Annotated in this window: 24 protein-coding genes; 9 read left to right on the top strand and 15 right to left on the bottom strand. The window is 58.9% G+C overall.

Translation table 11 applies throughout. The features are described 5' to 3' along the window. Positions 1-32: 32 nt before the first annotated feature. The 5 genes from mnmE to rpmH form a co-directional block, all read right to left on the bottom strand. Entirely contained in the window at positions 33-1,403 is a 1,371-nt protein-coding gene (gene mnmE / locus ACOYXJ_RS09400; RefSeq protein WP_460369112.1) for a tRNA uridine-5-carboxymethylaminomethyl(34) synthesis GTPase MnmE, read from the bottom strand. Between the two features lie 79 nt (positions 1,404-1,482). Then, positions 1,483-3,162 (bottom strand): membrane protein insertase YidC, encoded by a 1,680-nt coding sequence (yidC, locus tag ACOYXJ_RS09395; protein WP_150795037.1) that lies wholly within the window; start codon positions 3,160-3,162, stop codon positions 1,483-1,485. A 2-nt stretch (positions 3,163-3,164) separates the two neighbouring features. Further along, the gene (yidD, locus tag ACOYXJ_RS09390; protein ID WP_010465488.1) at positions 3,165-3,410 is read right to left on the bottom strand and encodes a membrane protein insertion efficiency factor YidD; all 246 of its coding nucleotides are present in this window, start codon (positions 3,408-3,410) and stop codon (positions 3,165-3,167) included. After that, a complete protein-coding gene (gene rnpA / locus ACOYXJ_RS09385; protein WP_016984072.1) occupies positions 3,403-3,804 on the bottom strand; it encodes a ribonuclease P protein component in 402 nt (133 codons plus the stop codon). The genes yidD and rnpA overlap by 8 nt, the downstream gene beginning before the upstream one ends. Before the next feature lie 16 nt (positions 3,805-3,820). Beyond that, positions 3,821-3,955, bottom strand: coding sequence for a 50S ribosomal protein L34 (gene rpmH, locus ACOYXJ_RS09380; protein ID WP_003213577.1), 135 nt, complete (start codon positions 3,953-3,955; stop codon positions 3,821-3,823). A 567-nt stretch (positions 3,956-4,522) separates the two neighbouring features. On the opposite strand from rpmH, the gene dnaA reads away from it, so the two are divergent. The 5 genes from dnaA (at position 4,523) to ACOYXJ_RS09355 (ending at position 13,006) form a co-directional block, all read left to right on the top strand. Further along, complete coding sequence (gene dnaA, locus ACOYXJ_RS09375) at positions 4,523-6,052, top strand: chromosomal replication initiator protein DnaA (protein ID WP_034152191.1); 1,530 nt, start codon at positions 4,523-4,525, stop codon at positions 6,050-6,052. Positions 6,053-6,091: 39 nt separating this feature from the next. Further along, the gene (dnaN, locus tag ACOYXJ_RS09370; protein ID WP_007911887.1) at positions 6,092-7,195 is read left to right on the top strand and encodes a DNA polymerase III subunit beta; all 1,104 of its coding nucleotides are present in this window, start codon (positions 6,092-6,094) and stop codon (positions 7,193-7,195) included. 14 nt (positions 7,196-7,209) lie between these two features. After that, complete coding sequence (recF, locus tag ACOYXJ_RS09365) at positions 7,210-8,313, top strand: DNA replication/repair protein RecF (protein WP_003220208.1); 1,104 nt, start codon at positions 7,210-7,212, stop codon at positions 8,311-8,313. A gap of 5 nt (positions 8,314-8,318) precedes the next feature. Then, on the top strand, positions 8,319-10,736 hold the full coding sequence (gene gyrB / locus ACOYXJ_RS09360) for a DNA topoisomerase (ATP-hydrolyzing) subunit B (protein WP_007911885.1): 2,418 nt from the start codon (positions 8,319-8,321) through the stop codon (positions 10,734-10,736). Between the two features lie 146 nt (positions 10,737-10,882). Further along, the gene (locus ACOYXJ_RS09355; protein WP_460369109.1) at positions 10,883-13,006 is read left to right on the top strand and encodes a DUF6311 domain-containing protein; all 2,124 of its coding nucleotides are present in this window, start codon (positions 10,883-10,885) and stop codon (positions 13,004-13,006) included. A 47-nt stretch (positions 13,007-13,053) separates the two neighbouring features. Here the strand turns inward: ACOYXJ_RS09355 and ACOYXJ_RS09350 are convergent, their stop codons facing one another. Next, on the bottom strand, positions 13,054-13,773 hold the full coding sequence (locus tag ACOYXJ_RS09350) for a response regulator transcription factor (RefSeq protein ID WP_102902528.1): 720 nt from the start codon (positions 13,771-13,773) through the stop codon (positions 13,054-13,056). A 170-nt stretch (positions 13,774-13,943) separates the two neighbouring features. Here ACOYXJ_RS09350 and ACOYXJ_RS09345 point away from each other — a divergent pair, with 170 nt between their 5' ends. After that, on the top strand, positions 13,944-15,476 hold the full coding sequence (locus tag ACOYXJ_RS09345; protein ID WP_460369107.1) for a sensor histidine kinase: 1,533 nt from the start codon (positions 13,944-13,946) through the stop codon (positions 15,474-15,476). A gap of 168 nt (positions 15,477-15,644) precedes the next feature. Here ACOYXJ_RS09345 and ACOYXJ_RS09340 read toward each other — a convergent pair whose 3' ends face one another. The 4 genes from ACOYXJ_RS09340 to glyQ form a co-directional block, all read right to left on the bottom strand. After that, complete coding sequence (locus tag ACOYXJ_RS09340) at positions 15,645-16,424, bottom strand: lysophospholipid acyltransferase family protein (RefSeq protein WP_116028616.1); 780 nt, start codon at positions 16,422-16,424, stop codon at positions 15,645-15,647. An 83-nt stretch (positions 16,425-16,507) separates the two neighbouring features. Then, positions 16,508-17,047 carry a D-glycero-beta-D-manno-heptose 1,7-bisphosphate 7-phosphatase gene (gmhB, locus tag ACOYXJ_RS09335; RefSeq protein ID WP_460369105.1) on the bottom strand — a complete coding sequence of 180 codons (540 nt, stop codon included), beginning with the start codon at positions 17,045-17,047 and terminating at the stop codon, positions 16,508-16,510. 4 nt (positions 17,048-17,051) lie between these two features. Next, positions 17,052-19,106, bottom strand: a complete 2,055-nt coding sequence (gene glyS, locus ACOYXJ_RS09330; protein ID WP_460369103.1) for a glycine--tRNA ligase subunit beta — start codon at positions 19,104-19,106, stop codon at positions 17,052-17,054. Beyond that, positions 19,103-20,056, bottom strand: a complete 954-nt coding sequence (gene glyQ / locus ACOYXJ_RS09325) for a glycine--tRNA ligase subunit alpha (protein WP_025112261.1) — start codon at positions 20,054-20,056, stop codon at positions 19,103-19,105. The genes glyS and glyQ overlap by 4 nt, the downstream gene beginning before the upstream one ends. 81 nt (positions 20,057-20,137) lie before the next feature. On the opposite strand from glyQ, the gene ACOYXJ_RS09320 reads away from it, so the two are divergent. The 3 genes from ACOYXJ_RS09320 (at position 20,138) to ACOYXJ_RS09310 (ending at position 21,936) form a co-directional block, all read left to right on the top strand. Beyond that, complete coding sequence (locus ACOYXJ_RS09320) at positions 20,138-20,695, top strand: DNA-3-methyladenine glycosylase I (protein ID WP_034152197.1); 558 nt, start codon at positions 20,138-20,140, stop codon at positions 20,693-20,695. Positions 20,696-20,735: 40 nt separating this feature from the next. After that, on the top strand, positions 20,736-21,623 hold the full coding sequence (locus ACOYXJ_RS09315) for a lysophospholipid acyltransferase (RefSeq protein ID WP_008084359.1): 888 nt from the start codon (positions 20,736-20,738) through the stop codon (positions 21,621-21,623). A gap of 73 nt (positions 21,624-21,696) precedes the next feature. Beyond that, the gene (locus ACOYXJ_RS09310; protein WP_105704752.1) at positions 21,697-21,936 is read left to right on the top strand and encodes a PilZ domain-containing protein; all 240 of its coding nucleotides are present in this window, start codon (positions 21,697-21,699) and stop codon (positions 21,934-21,936) included. Between the two features lies 1 nt (position 21,937). On the opposite strand, the gene ACOYXJ_RS09305 is transcribed toward ACOYXJ_RS09310, so the two are convergent. The 5 genes from ACOYXJ_RS09305 to def form a co-directional block, all read right to left on the bottom strand. Beyond that, entirely contained in the window at positions 21,938-22,252 is a 315-nt protein-coding gene (locus ACOYXJ_RS09305; RefSeq protein ID WP_212620703.1) for a tetratricopeptide repeat protein, read from the bottom strand. Positions 22,253-22,396: 144 nt separating this feature from the next. Further along, the gene (gene trkA, locus ACOYXJ_RS09300; RefSeq protein ID WP_007911861.1) at positions 22,397-23,773 is read right to left on the bottom strand and encodes a Trk system potassium transporter TrkA; all 1,377 of its coding nucleotides are present in this window, start codon (positions 23,771-23,773) and stop codon (positions 22,397-22,399) included. Positions 23,774-23,795: 22 nt separating this feature from the next. Next, positions 23,796-25,106 carry a 16S rRNA (cytosine(967)-C(5))-methyltransferase RsmB gene (gene rsmB, locus ACOYXJ_RS09295; RefSeq protein ID WP_007911860.1) on the bottom strand — a complete coding sequence of 437 codons (1,311 nt, stop codon included), beginning with the start codon at positions 25,104-25,106 and terminating at the stop codon, positions 23,796-23,798. Next, on the bottom strand, positions 25,103-26,062 hold the full coding sequence (gene fmt, locus ACOYXJ_RS09290; protein ID WP_460369099.1) for a methionyl-tRNA formyltransferase: 960 nt from the start codon (positions 26,060-26,062) through the stop codon (positions 25,103-25,105). Before fmt ends, rsmB begins: the two co-directional genes overlap by 4 nt. A 58-nt stretch (positions 26,063-26,120) precedes the next feature. Then, positions 26,121-26,627: a peptide deformylase gene (def, locus tag ACOYXJ_RS09285; protein ID WP_007911858.1), complete on the bottom strand. Its 507-nt coding sequence runs from the start codon at positions 26,625-26,627 to the stop codon at positions 26,121-26,123. Between the last annotated feature and the right edge of the window lie 119 nt (positions 26,628-26,746).

Raw genomic sequence — 26,746 nt, 5'->3', positions numbered from 1 at the left:
GGGTGTGGATAAATTTCCACCGCCCCTTTTTGTTATTTGCCGATGCAGAAGCTGGAAAAGATTCTTCCCAGCAGATCATCAGAGCTGAAAGCCCCGGTGATTTCACCCAGAGAATGCTGGGCCTGACGCAAATCTTCGGCGAGCAATTCACCGGCACCCGCCAATGTCAGCTGCGCACGGCCGTGTTCCAGCGCGGCACTGGCATGGCGCAGAGCCTCGAGATGGCGGCGGCGTGCGCTGAAGCTGCTTTCCGACGTTTGCTCGTAACCCATGCAAGCCTTGAGATGGTCACGCAGCAAGTCCAGCCCCTCACCGGCCGACTTGGCGCTAAGGCTGATCGTCACATGTCCGTCTTCACTGGTTTCCAGGGCAATTACTTCGCCGGTCAGATCCGCTTTGTTGCGAATCAGGGTGACTTTCGCCGGATCCGGACGGGTTTCGAGGAATTCCGGCCACAACGCAAACGGGTCCAGCGCCTCGGGGGCGGTCGCATCGACCACCAACAACACCCGATCGGCTTCACCAATTGCCTTCAATGCCCGTTCGACACCGATCTTTTCCACATGATCATCGGTATCACGCAGACCTGCGGTATCGACAACGTGCAGTGGCATGCCGTCGATGTGGATATGTTCGCGCAGGATATCCCGCGTGGTGCCGGCAATCTCCGTCACGATCGCCGCTTCGCGACCGGCCAGCGCATTCAACAGACTGGACTTGCCGGCATTCGGACGGCCGGCAATCACCACGGTCATGCCATCGCGCAACAACGCACCCTGCCCGGCTTCACGCAGTACTGTGGATAACTCATCGCGCACTTTGTCGAGCATGCTCAACACATGGCCATCGGCGAGGAAGTCGATTTCTTCTTCCGGAAAGTCGATGGCGGCTTCGACGTAGATGCGCAGACCGATCAGTTGTTCGGTCAAGTTATGCACACGTTGGGAAAAAGCGCCTTGCAAAGAACGCAGAGCATTGCGTGCAGCCTGTGCCGAACTGGCTTCGATCAAATCGGCAATCGCCTCGGCCTGGGCCAGGTCAAGTTTGTCATTGAGGAAGGCTCGTTCACTGAATTCACCGGGACGGGCCAAACGACAACCCAACTCCAGGCAACGCTTGAGCAGCATGTCCAGCACGATCGGGCCGCCATGTCCCTGCAATTCCAGCACGTCTTCGCCGGTAAACGAGTTCGGTCCTGGGAAATACAGCGCCAGACCTTCGTCCAGCACCTGTTTATCGTCAGTAAAAAACGGGCCGTAATGGGCGTAACGCGGTTTCAGTTCGCGGCCGCTGATGGCTTTGGCTGCATCGCTGGCCAGCGGCCCGGAAATACGGACGATGCCCACACCACCACGGCCTTGAGCGGTGGCGACAGCGGCGATGGTTTCACGAGGTACGCTCATTAACCGGAATCCAGACAAAAATGACAGATAGCAAAACGCCCCACTAGGGGGCGTTTTGAGTGGTTATACACAGTGTAAATCAAGCGGCGGCTTGGGTAGCCCGTTCGATCTTACGCGTGATGTACCACTGTTGTGCAATCGACAGGCAGTTGTTCACAACCCAGTACAGCACCAGACCTGCAGGGAACCACAGGAAGAAGAAGGTGAAGATGATTGGCATCATTTTCATGACCTTCGCCTGCATCGGATCCGGCGGAGTCGGGTTCAACTGCTGCTGGATGAACATGGTTGCGCCCATGATGATCGGCAGGATGAAGAACGGATCCTTGATCGACAGGTCAGTGATCCACAGCATGAACGGCGCCTGGCGCATTTCCACGCTTTCCAGCAGAACCCAGTACAGCGAAAGGAAAACCGGCATCTGCACAAGGATCGGCAAGCAGCCGCCCAGCGGATTGATCTTCTCTTTCTTGTACAGCTCCATCATGGCTTGCGACATTTTCTGCCGGTCATCGCCATGTTGCTCTTTCAGAGCAGCCAGTTTCGGCGCGACAGCACGCATGCGCGCCATCGATTTGTAGCTGGCAGCCGACAGAGGGAAGAAAATACCCTTGATCAGCATGGTCAGGAAGATGATCGACCAGCCCCAGTTACCGACAATGGCGTGGATGTGTTGCAGCAGCCAGAAGATTGGCTGGGCAATGAACCACAGAATGCCGTAGTCGACGGTCAGTTCCAGACCTGGGGACAACTCTTTCAGCACAGCCTGGCTTTTCGGACCGGCGTACAGCACAGCGCTGGTTTCAACTTTGGCACCCGGAGCAGCGGTCAGTGTTGGACCGGTGTAACCGATGATGTAGTTGCCTTTGCTGTCTTTACGGGTCTGGACGATGTTGTTTTCGCCCTTGGCCGGAATCCACGCAGTCACGAAGTAGTGTTGCAGCCAGGCTACCCAACCACCGGTGACGGTTTCTTTCAGCTGTGCCTTGTCCATGTCCTTCATGGACACTTTTTTGTACGGCTCCGAACTTGTCCACAGGGCGGCGCCCAGATAAGTCGCGGTGCCAGTAGCGGTTGTGGACGAAGGATCAGCGCTAGCATCGCGCTTCAACTGCGCGAACATCGCGCCATTCCAGGGCTGAGCGCTCTGGTTATCCACAATGTAGGAAACGGCTACGTCATACAGGCCGCGTTTCAGAGTGAAACGCTTGATGTAATTGACGCCGTCCTTGCTGAACTTCAGGTCGACGACCAGTTGGTCCTGACCGTCAGCCAGTTGATAAGTCTTCTTCTCCGAGGAGTAGACCGGACGACCGGCCGGATTTGCATCCGGACCATTGGTGCCGATCAGACCGCTTTGTGCCAGATAAACACGTTCGCCGCCGTTATCGAACAGCTGGAACGGAACATCAGGACGATCCTGACGACGTGGATACAAAGGCAAGGTCAGTTGAGCAACATCGCCACCTTGTGGATCGATCGCGAGATCGAGCACGTCGGTTTTGATCTGGATCAGATCCTTGCTGGCGGCTACCGGTGTTTCGGCAGGTGCGCTGGTATCGCTAGCGGCGCGCGGAATATCGTCACTGGCGGCAGCATTATTGCCAGTGGCGGTGTCCGGCAAACCGGATGTAGTCGTACTGGAAGCAACATTCTGAGTCGGCAGGGCAGCCTGGCCATAGTCCTGGTTCCATTTAAGAACCATAACGTAGGACACGATTGCCAGGGCGACGATCAGGATCGTGCGTTTGATATCCATGATTACTCGGCCATCGAAGAAGAACGGGAGGTAGGGATAGGTGGAACCGGGTCATAACCACCGGGATTCCACGGATGACAGCGACCTAAACGACGAAAGGTCAGCCAGCCACCGCGCAGAAGGCCATGATTTTCAATGGCTTCATACGCGTAGCAGGAACAACTGGGGTAGAAACGACAGTGGCTGGCCATCAAAGGACTAATGGCATAGCGATAAAACTGGATCGGAACGAGGGCCAGTTTACGCATCGGTACTGTCTACCCCTACAGTTTCGGTTTTGACTTCCGGAACCGGCTTGCTGCGTGCCAGGCGTTTCCAGAGCTTGCCGAAATGCTGAATCAATTCGGGGTTTTCTACATCGCCCAGACCTTTGCGCGCGACGATAACGATATCCCAGCCGACCAGTGAATCCTGGTGCAGACGGAACGATTCGCGCATCAAACGCTTGAGGCGATTGCGCTCAACGGAGAGCTTTACGCTCTTTTTCCCGATAACCAGCCCGAGACGGGGGTGATCAAGATCGTTGTTGCGTGCAAGGAGCAGGAGATTTTTCCCCGGAACCTTGCCGGTAGGGGAGTCAAAGACTGCCTTGAAATGCCGGGGGGTAAGCAGACGCTTTTCCCGACTGAAGTCCTGACTCACCTCCAGTACCGGATTATCAAACTGCCAGACGCGCACGACCTTTGGCGCGACGACGCGACAGGACTGCGCGGCCGTTCTTGGTAGCCATGCGAGCACGGAAACCGTGGGTACGAGCGCGTTTGATAGTGCTTGGTTGGAAAGTACGTTTCATTGTCGTGTTACCTGGTTCGTCCACAACGGGCCGGAATGGCCCCCGTTTTAAGAGACCGGGGATTCTAGAGAAAGCAAGCCTTCAGGTCAATTTCCAACCAACGTTTCCTTATAAATAGATCTCGAGGTGTTCTTTGCCTGATCACCTGCTCGCCATACATAAAAATAAAGAAGGGAATTATTTAAAGCTTTTCTGTAAAGCTTATAAAAGCTAGGCAAGCCTTCTTCTGTGGATAAGTGGCACCGGCCCATGTTTTACCTGATGTACAGAGAATGACAACTACAGTGGAAAACCGTGTTCAGCCTGTGCTGCGCCATCGGATAACCTGTGCGTGGAATGGGCTGTTATCCACAGGCAGGTTATCCACCGAGTTCAACCCCCAGTTGTCCAGTGCCCTTAGAGGCGGTTATCCACAGAGCTTATTCACACACCGTTGGTCGCCTTTTTCTGATTCAACGCATTGATAAATCATGCTCACCCGGCAACCTGCATGTGGATAAGTGGACGGCTCGCCGCTACAATGGCCGCTTGTTTTTGCCTCACCGGCTTTCAACTTAGGGGATATCCGTGTCAGTGGAACTTTGGCAGCAGTGCGTGGAGCTTTTGCGCGAGGAGCTGCCTGCCCAACAATTCAACACCTGGATCCGTCCACTACAGGTCGAAGCCGAAGGCGACGAGTTGCGCGTCTACGCACCGAACCGTTTTGTGCTGGACTGGGTCAACGAAAAGTATCTGGGCCGCGTCCTTGAACTGCTGGATGAGCACGGCAACGGCATGGCGCCTGCGCTTTCCTTATTGATAGGCAGCAAACGCAGTTCCGCTCCGCGTGCCGCACCGAACGCGCCGCTTGCAGCCGCGCAGGTTTCCCAGCAGGCCCAGGCAAATGCCACGCCTGTGAGTACGCCGGCACCCACCCAGACGTCAGCCCCGGCAGCCAAGCGTTCAACGCAGAAAAGCCCTGAAGTCAGCGATGAACCGTCTCGTGACAGTTTCGACCCGATGTCCGGCGCTGCTTCGCAACAGGCCCCGGTCCGTGCCGAACAGCGGACTGTGCAGGTCGAAGGTGCGCTCAAGCACACCAGTTATCTGAATCGCACCTTTACCTTTGAAAACTTCGTCGAAGGTAAATCCAACCAGCTCGCCCGCGCGGCGGCCTGGCAAGTGGCGGACAACCCCAAGCACGGCTACAACCCACTGTTCCTTTATGGTGGTGTCGGCCTGGGTAAAACCCACTTGATGCACGCGGTGGGTAACCACCTATTAAAGAAGAACCCGAATGCCAAGGTCGTGTACCTGCATTCCGAGCGTTTCGTCGCCGACATGGTCAAGGCGCTGCAACTGAACGCGATCAACGAGTTCAAGCGTTTCTACCGATCGGTGGATGCTTTGCTGATCGACGACATTCAGTTCTTCGCCCGTAAAGAGCGTTCGCAGGAAGAGTTTTTCCACACCTTCAACGCCCTGCTTGAAGGTGGCCAGCAGGTCATTCTCACCAGTGACCGCTACCCGAAAGAAATCGAAGGCCTGGAAGAGCGCCTCAAATCCCGTTTCGGCTGGGGTCTGACGGTGGCCGTCGAGCCGCCGGAACTGGAAACCCGCGTCGCGATCTTGATGAAAAAGGCTGACCAGGCCAAAGTCGAGTTGCCGCACGATGCCGCGTTCTTCATCGCCCAGCGTATCCGCTCCAACGTCCGTGAGCTGGAAGGCGCGCTGAAACGCGTGATCGCCCACTCGCACTTCATGGGCCGCGACATCACTATCGAGCTGATTCGCGAATCCCTGAAAGACCTGTTGGCGCTGCAAGACAAACTGGTCTCTGTGGATAACATTCAGCGCACCGTCGCCGAGTACTACAAGATCAAGATCTCGGATCTGCTGTCCAAGCGCCGTTCGCGCTCGGTAGCGCGTCCGCGTCAGGTGGCCATGGCGTTGTCCAAGGAACTGACCAACCACAGCCTGCCGGAAATCGGCGACGTGTTTGGCGGCCGCGACCACACCACCGTGTTGCACGCCTGCCGCAAGATCAACGAGCTTAAGGAATCCGACGCGGACATCCGCGAGGACTACAAGAACCTGCTGCGTACACTGACCACTTGATGAACACCAGCGCAGCTTATTAAGGCAAGGGACTAGACCATGCATTTCACCATTCAACGCGAAGCCCTGTTGAAACCCCTGCAACTGGTCGCAGGCGTCGTCGAGCGTCGACAGACCTTGCCGGTACTGTCCAACGTGCTGTTGGTAGTCGAAGGCCAGCAACTGTCGCTGACCGGTACCGACCTGGAAGTCGAGCTGGTCGGTCGTGTGCAACTTGAGGAGCCGGCGGAAACAGGTTCCATCACCGTGCCTGCGCGCAAGCTGATGGATATCTGCAAAAGCCTGCCCAACGATGCGCTGATCGATATCAAGGTCGATGAGCAGAAGCTAGTGGTGAAGGCGGGTCGTAGCCGTTTCACCCTGTCGACGCTGCCAGCCAACGATTTCCCGACTGTTGAAGAAGGTCCGGGCTCGCTGACTTGCAGCCTCGAGCAAAGCAAACTGCGTCGTCTGATCGAACGCACCAGCTTCGCCATGGCCCAGCAGGACGTGCGTTACTACCTCAACGGCATGCTGCTGGAAGTGTCCGAAGGCATTATCCGCGCGGTGGCCACCGACGGTCACCGTCTGGCCATGTGCTCGATGAAAGCCGATATCGGTCAGCCAGATCGTCATCAGGTGATCGTGCCGCGCAAAGGTATCCTTGAACTGGCGCGTCTGCTCACCGAGCCGGACGGCAACGTCAGCATCGTGTTGGGCCAGCACCACATCCGCGCCACTACCGGTGAATTCACCTTCACCTCGAAACTGGTCGACGGCAAATTCCCGGACTACGAGCGCGTGCTGCCGAAGGGCGGCGACAAGTTGGTACTGGGCGATCGCCAGGCACTGCGTGAAGCGTTCAGCCGTACCGCGATTCTGTCCAACGAGAAGTACCGTGGCATCCGTCTGCAACTGGCCAGCGGTCAGTTGAAGATCCAGGCCAACAACCCGGAGCAGGAAGAAGCGGAAGAAGAAGTGGGCGTTGAATACAACGGTGGTTCTCTGGAAATCGGCTTCAACGTGAGCTATTTGCTCGACGTGCTGGGCGTGATGACCACCGAGCAGGTTCGCCTGATCCTGTCCGACTCCAACAGCAGCGCGCTGGTGCAAGAGTCCGACAACGACGATTCGGCTTACGTTGTCATGCCGATGCGTCTGTAATCAGCTGACCCTGGATGTCCTTAAGTCGTGTTTCGGTCACCGCGGTGCGTAATCTGCACCCGGTGACCTTCTCCCCCTCCCCCCGCATCAACATTCTTTACGGCGCCAACGGCAGCGGCAAAACCAGTGTTCTGGAAGCCATTCATCTGCTGGGGCTTGCCCGTTCGTTTCGTAGCACGCGGCTTTTGCCGGTCATCCAGTACGAACAGCTCGCCTGTACCGTGTTCGGCCAGGTCGAATTGGCCGAGGGTGGGCATAGCGCTTTGGGCATCTCGCGCGATCGTCAGGGTGAGTTCCAGATCCGCATCGACGGCCAGAACGCCCGCAGCGCCGCGCAACTGGCGGAGATCCTGCCGCTGCAGTTGATCAACCCCGACAGCTTCCGCCTGCTCGAAGGCGCGCCGAAGATTCGCCGGCAGTTTCTCGACTGGGGCGTGTTCCACGTCGAGCCGCGCTTCATGGCCACCTGGCAGCGTTTGCAGAAGGCCTTGCGCCAGAGAAACTCATGGCTGCGGCATGGTACACTTGACGCCGTTTCGCAAGCGGTTTGGGACAGGGAACTGTGCCAGGCCAGCGCTGAAATCGATGAATACCGCCGCGCTTACATCAAAGCCTTGAAACCAGTCTTTGAACAAACCTTGAGCGAACTGGTTGAGCTCGAAGGTTTGACGCTCAGCTATTACCGAGGCTGGGACAAAGACCGGGAGTTGAGCGCCGTACTCGCCGGTTCCGTGCAACGGGACCAGCAAATGGGTCATACCCAGGCAGGACCACAACGGGCTGATTTGCGTCTTAGATTGGGCGCACACAACGCCGCGGACATTTTGTCCCGGGGTCAGCAGAAGTTGGTGGTCTGTGCACTGCGGATTGCCCAAGGGCATCTGGTCAGCCAGGCCCGACGCGGTCAGTGTATTTATCTGGTGGATGACTTGCCGTCCGAGCTGGACGAGAGCCATCGTCGCGCGCTGTGCCGCTTGCTGGAAGACTTACGCTGCCAGGTGTTTATCACCTGTGTAGATCACGAATTATTGAGGGAAGGCTGGCAGACGGAAACGCCAGTCGCTTTGTTCCACGTGGAACAGGGCCGTATCACCCAGACCCACGACCATCGGGAGTGAAGGCATTGAGCGAAGAAAATACGTACGACTCAACGAGCATTAAAGTGCTGAAAGGCCTGGATGCCGTACGCAAACGTCCCGGTATGTACATTGGTGACACCGACGATGGCAGCGGTCTGCACCACATGGTGTTCGAGGTGGTCGACAACTCGATCGACGAAGCCCTCGCCGGCCACTGCGACGACATCAGCATCATCATCCACCCGGATGAGTCCATCACCGTTAAAGACAACGGCCGTGGCATCCCGGTAGACGTGCACAAAGAGGAAGGCGTTTCCGCCGCCGAGGTCATCATGACCGTCCTCCACGCTGGCGGTAAGTTCGACGACAACTCCTACAAAGTTTCCGGCGGTCTGCACGGTGTAGGTGTGTCGGTAGTGAACGCACTGTCCGAAGAGCTGGTTCTGACTGTTCGCCGCAGCGGCAAGATCTGGGAACAGACCTACGTCCACGGCGTACCTCAGGCACCGATGGCCATCGTTGGCGACAGCGAAACCACCGGCACCCAGATCCACTTCAAGGCTTCCAGCGAAACCTTCAAGAACATTCACTTCAGCTGGGACATCCTGGCCAAGCGTATTCGTGAACTGTCCTTCCTCAACTCCGGTGTCGGTATCGTCCTCAAGGACGAGCGCAGTGGCAAGGAAGAGCTGTTCAAGTATGAAGGCGGCCTGCGTGCGTTCGTTGAATACCTGAACACCAACAAGACTGCGGTCAACCAGGTGTTCCACTTCAACATCCAGCGTGAAGACGGCATCGGCGTGGAAATCGCCCTGCAGTGGAACGACAGCTTCAACGAGAACCTGTTGTGCTTCACCAACAACATTCCGCAGCGCGACGGCGGCACCCACCTGGTGGGCTTCCGTTCGGCACTGACGCGTAACCTGAACAACTACATCGAACAGGAAGGTCTGGCGAAGAAGCACAAAGTCGCCACCACCGGTGACGATGCCCGTGAAGGCCTGACCGCGATCATCTCGGTGAAAGTGCCGGATCCGAAGTTCAGCTCGCAGACCAAAGACAAGCTGGTGTCTTCCGAAGTGAAGACCGCGGTCGAGCAGGAGATGGGCAAGTACTTCTCCGACTTCCTCCTGGAAAACCCGAACGAAGCCAAGCTGGTCGTCGGCAAGATGATCGACGCTGCGCGTGCCCGTGAAGCTGCGCGCAAGGCCCGTGAGATGACCCGCCGTAAAGGCGCGCTGGACATCGCCGGCCTGCCGGGCAAGCTCGCTGACTGCCAGGAAAAAGACCCGGCGCTGTCCGAACTGTACCTCGTGGAAGGTGACTCCGCGGGCGGCTCTGCCAAGCAGGGACGTAACCGCAAGACCCAGGCCATCCTGCCGTTGAAGGGCAAGATCCTCAACGTCGAGAAAGCGCGTTTCGACAAGATGATCTCTTCCCAGGAAGTGGGCACCTTGATCACCGCACTGGGCTGCGGCATCGGTCGCGACGAGTACAACATCGACAAGCTGCGTTATCACAACATCATCATCATGACCGATGCTGACGTCGACGGTTCGCACATCCGTACCCTGCTGCTGACCTTCTTCTTCCGTCAGTTGCCGGAGCTGATCGAGCGTGGCTACATCTACATCGCTCAGCCGCCGTTGTACAAGGTCAAGAAAGGCAAGCAAGAGCAATACATCAAAGACGACGACGCCATGGAAGAGTACATGACGCAGTCGGCCCTGGAAGATGCGAGCCTGCACCTGAACGAAGAAGCCCCGGGCATTTCCGGTGAAGCGCTCGAGCGTCTGGTGAACGACTTCCGCATGGTGATGAAGACCCTCAAGCGTCTGTCGCGCCTGTACCCGCAGGAGCTGACCGAGCACTTCATCTACCTGCCGGCCGTGAGCCTGGAAAAGCTTGGCGACCACGCAGCAATGCAAGAGTGGCTGGCCCAGTACGAAGCGCGTCTGCGCACCGTTGAAAAATCCGGTCTGGTCTACAAGGCCAGCCTGCGTGAAGACCGTGAACGTGGCGTCTGGCTGCCAGAGGTCGAACTGATCTCCCACGGTCTGTCGAACTACGTCACCTTCAACCGCGACTTCTTCGGCAGCAACGACTACAAAACAGTCGTCACCCTCGGCGCTCAACTGAGCACCCTGCTCGACGAAGGTGCGTACATCCAGCGTGGCGAGCGCAAGAAAGCGGTCACCGAGTTCAAGGAAGCACTGGACTGGCTGATGGCGGAAAGCACCAAGCGCCACACCATCCAGCGATACAAAGGTCTGGGCGAAATGAACCCGGATCAGCTGTGGGAAACCACCATGGACCCAAGCGTGCGCCGCATGCTGAAGGTCACCATCGAAGACGCCATTGGCGCAGACCAGATCTTCAACACCCTGATGGGTGATGCGGTCGAACCTCGCCGTGACTTCATCGAGAGCAATGCTCTCGCGGTATCCAATCTGGACTTCTAGGTTGCCGACTCCGCACAGGAAAGGCCCGCGCAAGCGGGCTTTTTTTTGCGTTCAATTTCGTCTTGAAGCGCGATACGATGCGGCTCTTTCGTCGCAGACAGGCGGCGGCCAGATTGTAGAAAAACGACTAAAAAAAGAGCAATCAATTGACTCATCAATGCGTAAGGAAGGATTCCGTCACACGTCTATCGGTCAATGTGCTGCCCGTGCTGTTGGGGGTTCTGGCCTTTTTTATCGTCATCGGTCCAAGGGCGCTAAACCCGCAAAACATTGCGTGGCTGGGCAGCGGTGATCCGGCAACACACTACCTTGGCTGGGTGTTTTTCAGGCATTCGCCCTGGTCGTTGCCGCTGGGGCTCAATCCTTCGTATGGGTTGGAGCTGAGCAGCGCGATCATCTACTCAGATTCGAACCCGCTGCTGGCGTTGATCTTCAAACCCTTTGCCGCATGGCTTCCCGAGCCTTTCCAGTACTTTGGCCTGTGGCTGTTGTTGTGTTTTGTGTTGCAGGGCTGGTTTGCCTGGAAGCTGATGGGCCTGGCCACCGCCAACATTGCGCTGCGTTTGCTGGGGGCGGCACTGTTTCTGTTCAACCCGGCGCTGATTTCGCGGATGGCAGAGCATTTATCCCTCGCCGGACACTTCCTGATCCTGGCTGCCCTGTATCTGGCCCTGCGCCCTCATGTCGAGCGGCGTTGTCCGGCCTGGGGCCTGTTGCTGGCGGTCGCGGCCTTGGTACACGCTTATCTGTTGGCAATGGTTGGCTTGATCTGGCTGGCCGACTTGCTGGCCCGATCATTGAGGCGGCAGCTGCTGCTGAAAAAGGCGATCGTCGAGCTGGTTGGCCTGCTGTTGCTGACCGGGGTGTGTTGCTGGCAAGCAGGCTATTTCACCGTTGAAGGTGAGGGACTGGCTTCATTCGGATTCGGATTGTTTCGCGCCAATGTGCTGACGTTTTTCGACCCCGCTGGATGGTCTCGCGTCCTCGGCGATATACCTGGCGTACCTGGGGATTCGGCCGGCATGGCTTTCCCGGGGCTGGGGGTGATGTTTCTGCTCGTTTGCGCGCTGTGGTTCATTTGCTCCGGCGAAGGCCAGATCGTTGCAACGATGCGCAAACGCTGGTTATTGCTGCTGGCACTGTTTGGACTGATGCTTTTTGCGTTCTCCAACAGGATCGGCGTCGGACCGCTCGAGTTCGTCTACTGGTTGCCTGACCCCGTCATTTCCATGGCCGGTATTTTCCGCGCTTCGGGGCGGATGATCTGGCCGGTCATGTACGCGGCGATCTTTGCGGTGGTGTTCCTGATCGCGCGTAACGCGGCGCCACGGACTGCGCTGTTGCTGCTGGTGATAGCCCTTCTGGTACAGGTCTTCGACACCCGTGCCGGTTGGTCAGGCATACGCCGGCAGCAGATGGTCACACCTGCTGCGACGTGGAAAACCCCGATGGTCAATCCGTTCTGGCAAAGCGCGGCAGCGCACTATCAGAAGGTCCGCTACGTGATTCCGCAGAACCTGACGACTCATTGGATGACCCTCTCCGATTACGCGGGCCGGAATCATCTCGCCACCGATGCGGTGTACCTGGGCCGGGTGAGTGCGCAAGCGCAGGAGGATCTGCAGCGTACTGCCGCCAGAACCATCGACTCCGGCAAGTATGAGCGCGATACCCTCTACGTGCTTGAGCAGCGGTCAGCGCTGCAAGCGGCGCTCAACGTGGATGACGACAGCGATATGCTGGCCAGGATTGACGGCTTCCATGTGCTGGCACCGGGCTGGAAGCGCTGTGTTGACTGTCTGCCACTCATGGACGGTGCTTCCCGGGATTTGATCCCTTCATTCGACGCCGGCGAAAAGCTGCAGTTTGTGGAGGGCAGTCGGGGCACGGCTGCACTTGGAAAAGGCTGGTGGTTTGCCGAGGCGTGGGGCACCGGATCGGTCGGGCCGGATGCCGAGATCATCCTGCGCCCCAAGGCTGGCGTGAGTTCACTGACGCTTGAAACCAACGCGTTCCTGTCTGAAAAAACGCCGCGCCAAACGGTGGATATCAGCATCAATAACGTGCCGGTAATCTCTGCCAGCCTGACCAACGCCACCAGCAACACAATCAATATCAACCTGCCTGCCGAGGTGCAGGCCCTCGTTGCGCAACAAGGCGTGCTGCGTATCCAGCTGCATTTTCCGCTGGCAGTCAGTCCGCATGATCTCGGCTGGGGAGAAGACATCCGCAAACTGGCGATTGGATTGCTGGCATTGACCTTTCATTGATCAGTGGTGCCAGCCAGGGCCAACGCAATGCCGTTGGCCTGCCCTCTTCACTCGCTCGTTGCCGTGACACTTTCCAGCCGATATCCATATCCGTAAATGGTCAGCAGTTGCCAGCCCCGCTCCGCCGTCAGCCCAAGTTTGTTGCGCAGGCGGTAGATGTGCGTATCCAGCGGTCGCGAAGAGACCGCCTCTTCATGGGGCCAAAACCGCTCATATAGATATTCACGCGACAACGGCCGCCCCAGATTGCTGAACAGGCAGCGAGCGAGGCGGTATTCGCGTTCGGTCATGACGATGGGTTTAAGGTCGCGGGTGACAGTCAGTTCGGCGTCATCGAAGATCAGGTCATTGAAACTCAACACTTCGGCGGCGGCACTACGTGGCTGGCTGTGCCGGCGCAGCACGGCGGCGACTCGGGCTTTCAGCTCATTGGGGCGGAACGGTTTGCTGACGTAATCGTCGGCTCCGGCATTGAGGGCCTGGACGATATCGCTTTCGCCGTCGCGGCTGGTCAGCATGATCGCGGCGGGCGGCGACTCCATGTGTTCGCGGGTCCAGCGCAGTAGCGCCAAGCCGGTGAGGTCGGGCAGTTGCCAGTCGAGGATCAGCAGGTCGAAAGTGTCCCGGCGCAGCTGGCGCAACAGGTCCTCTCCCCGTTCAAAGCTGTGCAGTGACCATGGCTGGTCCCCCGCAGCAGCCATTTGCTGCAGGGTTTGCTCGACCCGGCGCAGTTCGGCGGGTTCATCGTCCAGTATCGCAACGCGCATACGCGTGGGTTCCTTGTTGCTTGGGCAGTGGCCGGCAACCTTAACGGGCTGGCCTGTGCATTGAAAAAGTTAGCCGTCCGCCGTCGATCAACGTCCGCTATGATTCTTCGGATCTACGTCTTCAGACCTGTGACCCATGAAACCATTCACTGCCCCCTGCCCTGATTGCCATGAATAACCCGCGTCGGCGTGAAAGTCGCGAGCCGAGTCAGGTCCAGCGCCTGTTTCGACGGCTGGTGCGTGAGTGGTTGTGGATAAGTCTAGTTCTGTTGCCGCTGACTGCGCTGTCGTCGTATCGCGCCCAGACCAACCTGGACGACGTCGTGCCTGGCTGGAGCGCGTTGCTCTCGGTGGGGCTGGTGGCGTGCGTCCTCGGTTTGCTGCTATGGCGGCCGCGCTGGGCGATCTGGGTGACTCTGGGCGGGGTGGCGTGCGTGTTGCTGAGCAGCGCGGGTCTGGCGGAGATCCGGCACTGGTGGTCACCGACCCCGGCGGCGCTCGGCATATTGTTCGGCTATTTGATCTGGAACTGGCGACGCCTGAGCGTGGTGCTGACTTATTTTGGCTGGGAACTGGCGCGTCTCGATAGCGAGCCGAAAGTTTTCCCCGAACGCCGCCGCACGCAATTCACCGGCGCCGATCGCCTGCAGGGGCAAATCATGGCGCTTGAACAGGCCATGAGCCGTACTCGTGATACTCGGCGTTTCATTGCCGATGGACTGGAATACTTGCCCGTCGCCACGCTGATCAGCGATCCAAAAGGGCAGATCCTGCTCGGTAATCGCAAAGCTCGTCAGCTCTTCGACAACAATCTGGTAGGTGACGACGTTCTCGATCAACTGGCTCGACTCGGTTACCCGGAGTTGTCCACAGAGCAACGCCCGTCACTGTCGCTCATGCCGCTGCTGGAGTTTCGCGATTACAAGGAACGCAGCTTGCGGCTAGAGCGTGCGGCTTTACTACCGGTGGATGGAGATACGCCAATCGGATGGCTGCTCAGCCTCACGGACCTTAGTGCCGAACGTGCCGCCGAGGAGCAACGCAGTGTGTTGCTGCGTTTTCTGTCCCACGATCTGCGCGCACCGCATTCGGCGATTCTTGCGCTGCTGGACGTTCACCGCCATCAGGCCGGGGCGGATTCGCCGTTGTTCGAGCAGATCGAACGGCAGGTACGCCGCGCACTCGATCTGACCGATGGATTTGTTTTGCTGGCGCGGGCCGAATCCGAGACTTACCAATTTCAGCCGACGCTGTTCGCGATGCTGGTGCTCGACGTCATGGACCAAGCATTGCCGATTGCCCAGCAAAAACGCATCGAACTGTTGCATGACATGGATGAGCGATGCCAAGAGCGCCTGATCAACGCTGACCAAGGCTTGCTGACCCGTGCACTGTTCAACTTGCTGGAAAACGCGATCAAGTACAGCCCGGCCTACACTACGATAAAGCTGAACGTGCGCTGCGACGAAGAATGGTTGCAGTGTGAGCTGATCGATCAAGGCAAAGGCATCGCTGCCGAAGAATTACCCGATCTGTTCAGCCAGTATCGACGTTTTTCTTCTGCAGAAGGCATTGATGGCGTAGGCCTGGGTCTGTCGATGGTCAAAGCGGTGGTCGATCATCATGGCGGCGTAATCGAGTGCCACAGCGTGGTCGATCAAGGCACTAAATTCCTCCTCGAAATTCCACTGATCCCGGAGTGAGCAGGCACAAAAAAACCGGCTATAACAGCCGGTTTTTTTACATCCGAAAAAAACTTATGCACCTTTTACGCTGTTTTATGAGCTTGAGAAATATATAAGTAAATCAATCACTTAATTTCAATATTCAAGCGTTTTCAACAAAACCGTACACAGGTTATCCACAAAATCTCAGACAGCGATCTGATCACTTGCGGCCGGTGCCTGCGGGGCCGGTGGCAGTGAGCCCATTTCGCGCTGGGTCTTCTCGTTCCAGGCTTGTACCCGGTCGTTCAGCTCGGCGATGGCGCGAGGGCCAGTGCCTTCGGCATACATCGGCTCACCGATGACCACGGTGATCACTCCGGACTTTTTGCCCCAGCCGATTTTCGGCCAGAACTTGCCGGCATTGTGTGCAATCGGCAGCACCGGAAGCGCCGCATTCACCGCCAACGCGCTACCACTGCGAGAGAACTTGCCGACAGTGCCGTAAGGAACGCGTGTACCTTCGGGGAAGATCAGCACCCAAACGTTGTCCTTCAGCAGCTCATCACCCTTCGCCGCGACTTGTTTCAAAGCAGCTTTCGGGTTGTCCCGGTCAATCGCGATCGGCCGCAACATGGCCATGGCCCAGCCGAAGAACGGCACGTAAAGCAATTCGCGCTTGAGCACTTGGCTCAGCGGCGAGAAATAAGCGGAGAGAAAAAACGTCTCCCAAGTGCTCTGGTGGTTCGACTGAATCACGCAGGGCCGGTCAGGCACGTTTTCCGCGCCTTTGATTTCGTAACGGATACCGAGAAACACCTTGGTCAACCATAAAGCGCAACGGCACCAGTACACGTTGATAAAACGATAACGCGCCTTGAATGGCAAAAACGGCGCGATAAAAAAACTCAAGCTGCACCACAGCAGGGAAGTGGTGCCCAGCAGCAGGTAAAAGAGAAAAATCCTGATGGCCCGCAGTATCGACATAGTGACGTTTACCGTTACGGGGCAATGCCCGAGTGTTCAAGCGCACTCCCGATCAATCCCTGGTCAGGAACTTCAGAAGTACTCTAGTTGTGGATAAGTTCTGCGGCAATCGCCGCCAGATCGTCAAAAATCAGAGTGCCAACCGGCAGGGTTTTGCCCTGAGTCTTTGCGCCTTTTCCGGTCTTTACCAAAACTGGCTGTGAATCGACGGCTTTGGCGGCCTCCAGGTCACCAAGGCTGTCGCCGACGAACCAGACATTCGTCAACGCTACGTCGTAATGCGCCGCGATGGTTTTCAACATTCCCGGTTTCGGCTTGCGGCAATCGCAGCCTTCGTCCGGCCCATGCGGGCAATACACGATCAGCCCGACTTCACCGCCCTGCTCCGCGACCAGCTCGCGCAACCGCGCGTGCATGGCATCGAGGGTGGCGAGGTCGTAATAGCCGCGAGCAATGCCCGACTGGTTGGTGGCCACCGCCACCGTCCAGCCGGCCTTGCTCAACTGCGCAATCGCTTCGATCGAGCCGGGCAACGGAATCCACTCCGCCACTGACTTGATGTAAGCGTCGGAGTCGTAATTGATCACTCCGTCCCGATCGAGAATCAGCAGTTTCAACAGCAATCCCTCAACCCAGCAGCGAAATGTCGGCAACACCGAGGAACAGACCACGCAGACGCGCCAGCAGCGCGTAACGGTTGGCCCGCACATTGGCGTCGTCGGCATTGACCATCACTGCGTCGAAGAACGCATCGACCGGCTCACGCAATGCCGCCAGGCGTGCCAGCGATTCGTTGTACTGACGCGCGGCGGCCATTGGCTGCACCGCTTGATCCGCTTGCTGGATCGCCGAGTACAGCGAGAACTCGTTGGCGTTGTCGAAGTACTTGGCTTGCACCTCGGTCGGCACCGCGCCTTCGAGTTTGCTCAACAGGTTCGATACACGCTTGTTCACCGCCGCCAGCGCAGCCGCTTCCGGCAGTTTGCGGAAGGCCTGCACCGCTTGCACACGCTGATCGAAGTCCAGCGCCGAACCCGGCTTCAGGGCACGTACCGACAGGTAAGTGGCCACTTCGACGCCTTCGTCTTCGTAACGCGCACGCAGACGGTCGAAGATGAATTCCAGCACGGCTTCGTTGAGGCCGGCAGCCTTGACCTTGGCACCGAACGCATTCACCGCGAATGCGACGGCGTCGTTCAGGTCCAGATCGAGTTTTTTCTCGATCAGGATACGCAGCACACCCAGCGCCGCACGGCGCAGGGCATACGGATCTTTGCTGCCGGTTGGAAGCATGCCGATACCGAAGATACCGACCAGGGTGTCGAGCTTGTCAGCGATCGCAACGGCTGCACCGGTCAGGGTCGCCGGCAGTTCTGCACCGGCACCGCGTGGCATGTACTGCTCGTTGAGCGCCAGCGCGACGTCTTCTGGCTCGCCGTCATTGAGGGCGTAGTAGTAACCGGCGACGCCTTGCATCTCCGGGAACTCGCCGACCATTTCAGTGGCCAGGTCGCACTTCGACAGCAGGCCTGCGCGAGCAGCCCAAGAAGCGTTGCCACCGATGCGGGCGGCGATGTACGCGGCCAGTTTGGAAACGCGTTCGGCCTTGTCGTAGACGCTGCCGAGTTTTTCCTGGAACACCACGTTCTTCAGGCGATCGTTAAAGGCTTCGAGCTTCTGCTTCTTGTCTTGCTTGAAGAAGAACTCGGCGTCGGTCAGGCGTGGGCGAACCACTTTCTCGTTACCGGCGATGATCTGCTGCGGGTCCTTGCTTTCAATGTTGGCCACAGTGATGAAACGTGGCAGCAACTTGCCGTCGGCATCCAGCAGGCAGAAGTACTTCTGGTTGTCCTGCATGGTGGTGATCAGCGCTTCTTGCGGTACGTCGAGGAAGCGTTCCTCGAACGAGCACACCAGCGGCACCGGCCATTCAACCAGCGCGGTGACTTCGTCGAGCAGTGCCGGCGGAACGATTGCCGTGCCTTCCTGACGGGTGGCCAGCTCTTCGGTGCGCTTGCTGATGATCTCGCGACGCTCGTTGGCGTCGGCCAATACATAAGCGGCACGCAGGTCGGCGAGGTAGCTCGACGGCGAACCGATGCGCACGCTTTCCGGGTGATGGAAGCGGTGACCACGGGAATCACGGCCTGCCTTCTGCGCGAGGATGGTGCAATCGATGACCTGGTCACCGAGCAGCATCACCAGCCATTGGGTCGGACGCACGAACTCTTCCTTGCGCGCACCCCAACGCATGCGTTTCGGGATTGGCAGGTCGTTCAGCGAATCTTCGACGATGGTCGGCAGCAGGCTTGCGGTCGGCTTGCCGGCGATGCTCTGGCTGTAGCGCAGTTTCGGGCCGCTCTGATCGATTTCGCTCAGATCGACGCCGCACTTCTTGGCGAAACCCAGAGCTGCCTGAGTCGGGTTGCCGTCAGCGTCGAACGCCGCCTGACGTGGCGGGCCGTCGAGGTTGATGCTGCGATCCGGTTGCTGGGTAGCCAGCGCGGTGATCAGCACAGCCAGACGACGCGGTGCGGCGTAGACGGTTTTGCTTTCGTAGCTCAGGCCAGCGGCTTGCAGGCCCTTGTCGATACCGGCGAGGAACGCTTCAGCCAAGGTGTTCAGGGCTTTCGGTGGCAGTTCTTCGGTGCCCAGTTCAACCAGAAAATCTTGCGCACTCATTGTGCTGCCTCCAGCTTGGCCAGTACTTCGTCACGCAGGTCCGGGGTCGCCATCGGGAAGCCCAGCTTGGCGCGAGCCAGCAGGTAGGCTTGCGCAACGGAACGCGCCAGGGTGCGTACGCGCAGAATGTATTGCTGACGCGCGGTCACCGAGATCGCCCGGCGCGCATCCAGCAGGTTGAAGGTGTGCGACGCCTTCAACACCATTTCGTAGCTCGGCAACGGCAGCGGCTGGTCAAGTTCGATCAGGCGCTTGGCTTCGCTTTCATAGAAGTCGAACAGCTCGAACAGTTTGTCGACGTTGGCGTGTTCGAAGTTGTAAGTCGACTGCTCCACTTCGTTCTGGTGGAACACGTCGCCGTAGGTGACTTTGCCCATCGGGCCGTCAGCCCAGACCAGGTCGTAGACCGAATCCACGCCTTGCAGGTACATGGCCAGACGCTCGAGACCGTAAGTGATCTCGCCGGTCACCGGGTAGCACTCGATGCCGCCAGCCTGCTGGAAGTAAGTGAACTGGGTCACTTCCATACCGTTCAGCCAGACTTCCCAGCCCAGACCCCAGGCGCCGAGGGTCGGCGATTCCCAGTTGTCTTCGACGAAGCGAATGTCGTGGACCAGCGGGTCCAGACCGACATGCTTGAGCGAGCCCAGGTACAGTTCCTGGAAGTTGTCCGGGTTCGGCTTCAGGACGACCTGGAACTGATAGTAGTGCTGCAGACGGTTAGGGTTTTCACCGTAACGGCCGTCAGTCGGACGGCGGCTTGGCTGCACGTAGGCGGCGTTCCAGGTTTCCGGGCCGATGGCGCGCAGGAAGGTCGCGGTGTGGAAAGTGCCGGCGCCTACTTCCATATCGTAGGGCTGAAGTACCACACAACCTTGCTCGGCCCAGTATTGCTGGAGCGCGAGGATCAAGTCTTGGAAGGTACGCACGGCTGGCGTAGGCTGGCTCACGAAATTCACCTGTTTCTTGGGCTGCGATTTAAAGAGCGGGAGTATACCCGATTCATTGCTGCGCACGCCCCCTGGAGCCTTATGCCACGCTGCTTTTGGTGTACCGAAGATCCGCTGTACATGGCTTATCACGACCAGGAGTGGGGCACGCCGCTACGCGATGCGCAGGGTTTGTTCGAGTTGCTTTTGCTCGAAGGGTTCCAGGCCGGGCTGTCGTGGATCACCGTGCTGCGCAAACGCGAGCGTTATCGCGAGGTGTTGTTCGGCTTCGACGTGCAGCGGGTGGCGCAGATGAGCGACGCAGAAATCGACGAATTGATGCTCGATCCGGGGATCATCCGCAATCGCCTCAAACTCAACGCCGCCCGTCGTAATGCCCAGGCCTGGCTGGCGCTGGAGGACCCGGTGGCGTTCCTCTGGTCGTTCGTCGGCGACCAACCGATCATCAATCATTTCAAGGATCGCAGCGAAGTCCCGGCGATCACCCCCGAAGCGCTGGCGATGAGCAAAGGCCTGAAAAAGGCCGGGTTCACGTTCGTCGGCCCGACCATTTGCTACGCGCTGATGCAGGCCTCGGGCATGGTCATGGATCACACTCAGGATTGCGACCGCTACGCGCAGCTCGCCAACGGCGGTTAGAATGGCCGCCTCGCGCACCGCACAAGATCAGGAGTGACCTGTGGAAAAGTTTAAAGGCGCCTTGCTGGTAGGCGCTCTGCGGCTGTTTGCCCTGCTGCCATGGCGGGCCGTGCAGGCCGTGGGTTCGGCGATCGGCTGGATCATGTGGAAAACCCCCAACCGCTCCCGCGACGTGGTGCGGATCAACCTCGCCAAATGTTTTCCCCAGATGGATCCGGCCGAACGTGAACGTCTGGTCGGGCAGAGCCTGAAAGACATCGGCAAGTCGCTGACCGAAAGCGCCTGCGCGTGGATCTGGCCCGCGCAGCGTTCGATCGATCTGGTGCGCGAAGTCGAAGGTCTCGATGTGCTGAAAGATGCCTTGGCCTCGGGCAAAGGCGTGGTCGGCATCACCAGCCACTTGGGCAATTGGGAAGTGCTCAACCACTTCTATTGCAGCCAGTGCAAACCGATCATTTTCTACCGTCCGCCGAAGCTCAAGGCTGTGGACGAATTGCTGCGCAAACAGCGCGTGCAACTGGGCAACAAAGTCGCCGCGTCGACCAAGGAAGGCATCCTCAGTGTCATCAAGGAAGTGCGCAAGGGTGGTGCAGTGGGCATTCCCGCTGACCCGGAACCGGCCGAATCCGCCGGGATCTTCGTGCCGTTCTTCGCCACGCAGGCGCTGACCAGCAAATTCGTGCCGAACATGTTGGCTGGCGGCAAAGCCGTCGGCGTGTTCCTGCATGCGCTGCGCCTGCCCGACGGTTCTGGCTACAAAGTGATCCTCGAAGCCGCGCCGGAAGCCATGTACAGCACCGATACTGCCGAGTCCTGCGCAGCGATGAGCAAAGTGGTCGAGCGTTATGTCGCGGCGTATCCGAGCCAGTACATGTGGAGCATGAAGCGCTTCAAAAAGCGTCCGCCGGGCGAAGAGCGCTGGTATTGAGCTGATTGGCATGATCTGTGGATAACCTCACGGGCGAGGTTATCCACAACCGTTCATCAAAGGGCGCAAGAAGATGTCCGAACAACGTAAATCCTTCCGCATCAAGATCACCCACGACAGCTTTGGCGAATGCCTGGGGCAGACGCGCAATCTGTCGCCCACCGGGGTGTTTGTGCAGCATCCGGTTTTGGCTTCTTTGCCCAAAGGCGCAGTGGTTTACGGCCAGGTGCAGGGGTTACCCACAGGCGCGCCACGGGTGCGCATGGAAGTGGTGACGGTAGATGCCGACGGTATCGGTCTTCGCTACCTTTGACTTATTGCGGCTGACGATCGAGCTTCTTCAGAAACACCGTCATTTCCTTTTCGGCCTGCTTGTCGCCATGGGCGCGGGCCGCTTCCAGACCTTGTTCCCACGCTTGCCGCGCGGCGGCGTGATCGCCCAGCGCCAGATGCGCCTTGCCCAATAGTTTCCATGCCGCCGAATACTTCGGATCAAAACCGACACAGCGCTGGAAATGCTCGGCAGCCTTGGCGTTTTCGCCCAGATCCAGATAACCCTTGCCCAGGCCGAAGCGCAGCAGGGAGTTATCCACACCCTTGGCGAGCATTTTTTCCAGGGATTCGAGCATCGGTGGAGTCCTTTCTTGGGTGTCAGGTGTTGATGGGGTTTATTGAGACCGCCTTCGCGAGCAGGCTCGCTCCCACAGGGGAAACGCATTCCAAATGTGGGAGCGAGCCTGCTCGCGAAGGCGCCGGTGCCGTCAGCGCAAACCTCAGAAGAAGCTCAACCCCACATGAAACAGCTTCTCCACATCGCGAATATGCTTTTTATCCACAAGGAACAGAATCACGTGGTCGCCCGCTTCGATCACCGTGTCATCGTGGGCGATGATCACTTGTTCATTGCGGATCACCGCACCAATCGTGGTGCCCGGCGGCAGGCCGATCTTCTCGATCGGTTTGCCGATGACCTTGCTCGACTTCGCATCACCGTGGGCAATCGCCTCGATGGCTTCTGCGGCACCGCGACGCAATGAATGCACGCTGACGATATCGCCACGGCGCACATGGGCCAGCAGGGTGCCGATGGTCGCCAGTTGCGGGCTGATTGCGATGTCGATATCGCCGCCCTGGATCAGGTCGACATATGCCGGATTGTTGATGATCGTCATGACCTTCTTCGCCCCCAACCGTTTGGCCAGCAGCGACGACATGATGTTGGCTTCGTCATCGTTGGTCAGCGCGAGGAAAATATCGGCGTCGGCGATGTTCTCTTCCAGCAGCAAATCACGGTCCGACGCGCTGCCCTGCAAGACCACGGTGCTGTCGAGGGTGTCGGAGAGATAGCGGCAACGCGCCGGGCTCATCTCGATAATCTTCACCTGATAACGGCTTTCGATGGCCTCGGCCAAACGCTCGCCAATCTGCCCGCCGCCAGCGATGACGATGCGTTTGTAGGTTTCGTCGAGACGGCGCATTTCGCTCATCACTGCGCGAATATTCTCACGGGCAGCGATGAAGAAGACTTCGTCATCGGCCTCGATCACCGTATCGCCTTGCGGCAGGATCGGCCGGTCGCGGCGGAAAATCGCGGCGACGCGGGTTTCGACATTCGGCATGTGCTCACGCAATTGACGCAATTGCTGACCGACCAGCGGCCCGCCGTAATAAGCGCGCACCGCCACCAGTTGCGCCGCGCCTTCGGCGAAGTCGATCACCTGCAAGGCGCCGGGATGCTGGATCAGACGCTTGATGTAGTTGGTCACCACTTGCTCGGGGCTGATCAACACGTCGACTGGAATCGCTTCGTTCTGGAACAGTTGCTCCTCGCGATTGAGGTAAGACGCTTCGCGCACCCGGGCAATTTTGGTCGGGGTATGGAACAGGGTGTGGGCGACCTGGCAGGCGACCATGTTGGTCTCGTCGCTGTTGGTCACCGCCACCAGCATATCGGCGTCGTCGGCGCCGGCCTGACGCAGCACCGACGGCAGCGAGCCACGGCCCTGCACGGTGCGAATATCGAGGCGATCGCCGAGGTCGCGCAGGCGCTCGCCGTCGGTGTCGACCACCGTAATGTCGTTGGCCTCGCTGGCCAAATGCTCGGCCAGCGAACCGCCGACCTGTCCCGCACCGAGGATGATGATTTTCATCCAGTCACTCCGTTGAATCCGTTTAGCCGCGCGCGGCAGCGATCTTGATCAGCTTGGCGTAGTAGAACCCGTCATGCCCGCCCTGCTGGGCCAGCAATTGGCGACCATGGGGCTGTTTGATTCCGGCCGTGGTGGCCAGATCCAGTTCACGGGCGCCCGGCGTACGCTCAAGAAACGCGGCGATGACCTCGGTGTTTTCGGTCGGCAGCGTCGAGCAGGTGGCGTAGAGCAGGATGCCGCCGACTTCGAGGGTTTTCCACATGGCGTCGAGCAGCTCGCCTTGCAATTGCGCGAGGGCAACGATGTCGTCCGGTTGACGCGTCAGCTTGATGTCTGGATGGCGGCGAATCACGCCAGTGGCCGAGCATGGTGCGTCGAGCAGAATGCGCTGGAACGGTTTGCCGTCCCACCATTTCTCGGTGTCGCGACCGTCGGCGGCGATCAGTTCGGCGTTCAGGCCGAGGCGCTCAAGGTTTTCCTTAACGCGCACCAGACGCTTGGCTTCCAGATCCACCGCGACTACGCCGGCCAGTGCCGGTTCGGCTTCGAGGATGTGGCAGGTCTTGCCACCGGGGGCGCAGCAGGCGTCGAGCACGCGTTGGCCCGGGGCCAGATCGAGCAAATCGGCGGCCAGTTGCGCCGCTTCGTCTTGCACACTGATCCAGCCTTCGGCGAAACCTGGCAGGCTGCGTACGTCGGCAGCGGCTTCGAGGATGATGCCGTCGCGGCTGTAGACGCACGGTGTTGCGGCAATCCCGGCCTCAGTGAGCAAACCAAGGTACGCGTCGCGGCTGTGATGACGGCGATTGACCCGCAGGATCATCGGCGGATGCGCATTGTTCGCCTCGCAAATCGCTTCCCACTGTTCCGGCCAGAAGGCTTTCAGGGATTTTTGCAGCCAGCGCGGGTGAGCAGTGCGCACCACCGGATCACGTTCCAGCTCAGCGAAAATTGTCTCGCTTTCGCGCTGGGCGTTACGCAGCACGGCGTTGAGCAGGCCTTTGGCCCACGGCTTCTTCAGCTTGTCGGCGCAACCCACGGTTTCGCCGATGGCGGCGTGGGCCGGCACGCGGGTGTAGAGCAATTGGTAGAGACCGACCAGCAGCAACGCTTCGACATCGGCGTCGGCAGCTTTGAACGGTTTCTGCAGCAGTTTCTCGGCCAATGCCGAAAGACGTGGCTGCCAGCGCGCGGTGCCGAAGGCCAGATCCTGAGTGAAACCGCGATCGCGATCCTCGACCTTGTCCAGTTGCGTCGGCAGGGAGCTGTTCAGCGAGGCTTTACCGCTGAGCACGGCGGCGAGTGCCTTGGCGGCGGCCAGACGTGGGTTCATTGCGCGTCCACCGCTGCGCCAAGCACGGTACCGACGGCAAATTTCTCACGACGGCTGTTGAACAGGTCGCTGAAGTTCAACGCCTTGCCGCCGGGTAATTGCAGGCGGGTAAGGCACAGCGCTTGTTCGCCGCAGGCGACGATCAGGCCGTCCTTGCTGGCGCTGAGGATTTCACCGGGTGCGCCTTTGCCGTCGGTGAGTGTTGCCGCCAGGACTTTCAGCGCTTCACCGTTAAGGGTGCTGTGGGTGATCGGCCATGGATTGAAGGCGCGCACAAGGCGTTCCAGCTCAACCGCCGGGCGGCTCCAGTCGATGCGTGCTTCGTCTTTGTTCAATTTGTGCGCGTAAGTGGCGAGCTCGTCGTTCTGCACTTCGCCTTCCAGCGTGCCAGCGGCCAGACCGGCAATCGCCTGCACCACGGCTGGCGGGCCCATTTCGGCGAGGCGGTCATGCAGGCTGCCGCCCGTGTCTTCGCCGGTGATCGGCGTGACGACCTTGAGCAGCATCGGTCCGGTGTCGAGGCCGGCTTCCATACGCATCACGGTGACGCCGCTTTCCGTGTCACCGTGTTCCACGGCGCGTTGAATCGGCGCCGCACCGCGCCAGCGTGGCAGCAAGGACGCGTGACTGTTGATGCAGCCCAGACGCGGAATATCCAGCACCACTTGCGGCAGGATCAGGCCGTAGGCGACCACCACCAGCAAGTCCGGTTTCAGCGCGGCCAGTTCAGCCTGGGCGTCGGCGTTACGCAAAGTCGGTGGCTGCAACACCTGGATATTATTTTCCAGGGCGAGCTGTTTGACCGGGCTCGGCATCAGTTTTTGCCCGCGACCGGCCGGACGATCCGGTTGGGTGTAGACCGCAACGATCTCGTAAGGGCTGTTCAGCAGGGCCTTGAGGTGTTCGGCGGCGAATTCCGGGGTGCCGGCAAAAACGATGCGCAGTGGCTCAGTCATGAAGGGCGTCTCATAAAAAGAAAAAGGCTTGCCGCAGCAAGCCTTTGAAGGGGGGGCATCAAGCGTTCTGGCGGTGCTGCTTTTCCAGTTTCTTCTTGATCCGGTCGCGTTTGAGCGTGGACAGGTAATCGACGAACAATTTGCCGTTGAGGTGGTCGCATTCGTGCTGGATGCACACCGCGAGCAGGCCTTCGGCGATCAGTTCATAGGGCTTGCCGTCGCGGTCCAGCGCCTTGATCCTGACCTTTTGCGGGCGATCGACGTTTTCGTAGAAACCCGGTACCGACAGGCAGCCTTCCTGGTATTGGTCCATTTCTTCGGTCAGCGATTCGAACTCGGGGTTGATGAACACCCGCGGTTCGGTGCGGTCTTCGGAAAGGTCCATCACGACGATACGTTTGTGCACGTTGACCTGGGTCGCGGCAAGGCCGATGCCCGGCGCTTCATACATTGTTTCAAACATGTCATCGACCAACTGACGCACTTCGTCGTCCACTACAGCCACAGGCTTGGCGATAGTGCGCAGACGCGGGTCCGGGAATTCGAGGATGTTTAAAATGGCCATAGGCTTTGATTGCTGCACACGTTGAGTAAAGTCGGGCGATGGCCTGGCAGGTCCGAAGATGCAGGCTACCGTTGTGAAGCGTAGCTTGTGCATTTTGCACAAGCGAGCCACGGGGGCTC

This window comes from Pseudomonas sp. Tul2A7 (assembly GCF_054790505.1).
The sequence above is the reverse complement of the archived record's forward strand: the minus strand, read 5'-3'. Positions and strand labels throughout refer to the sequence as shown.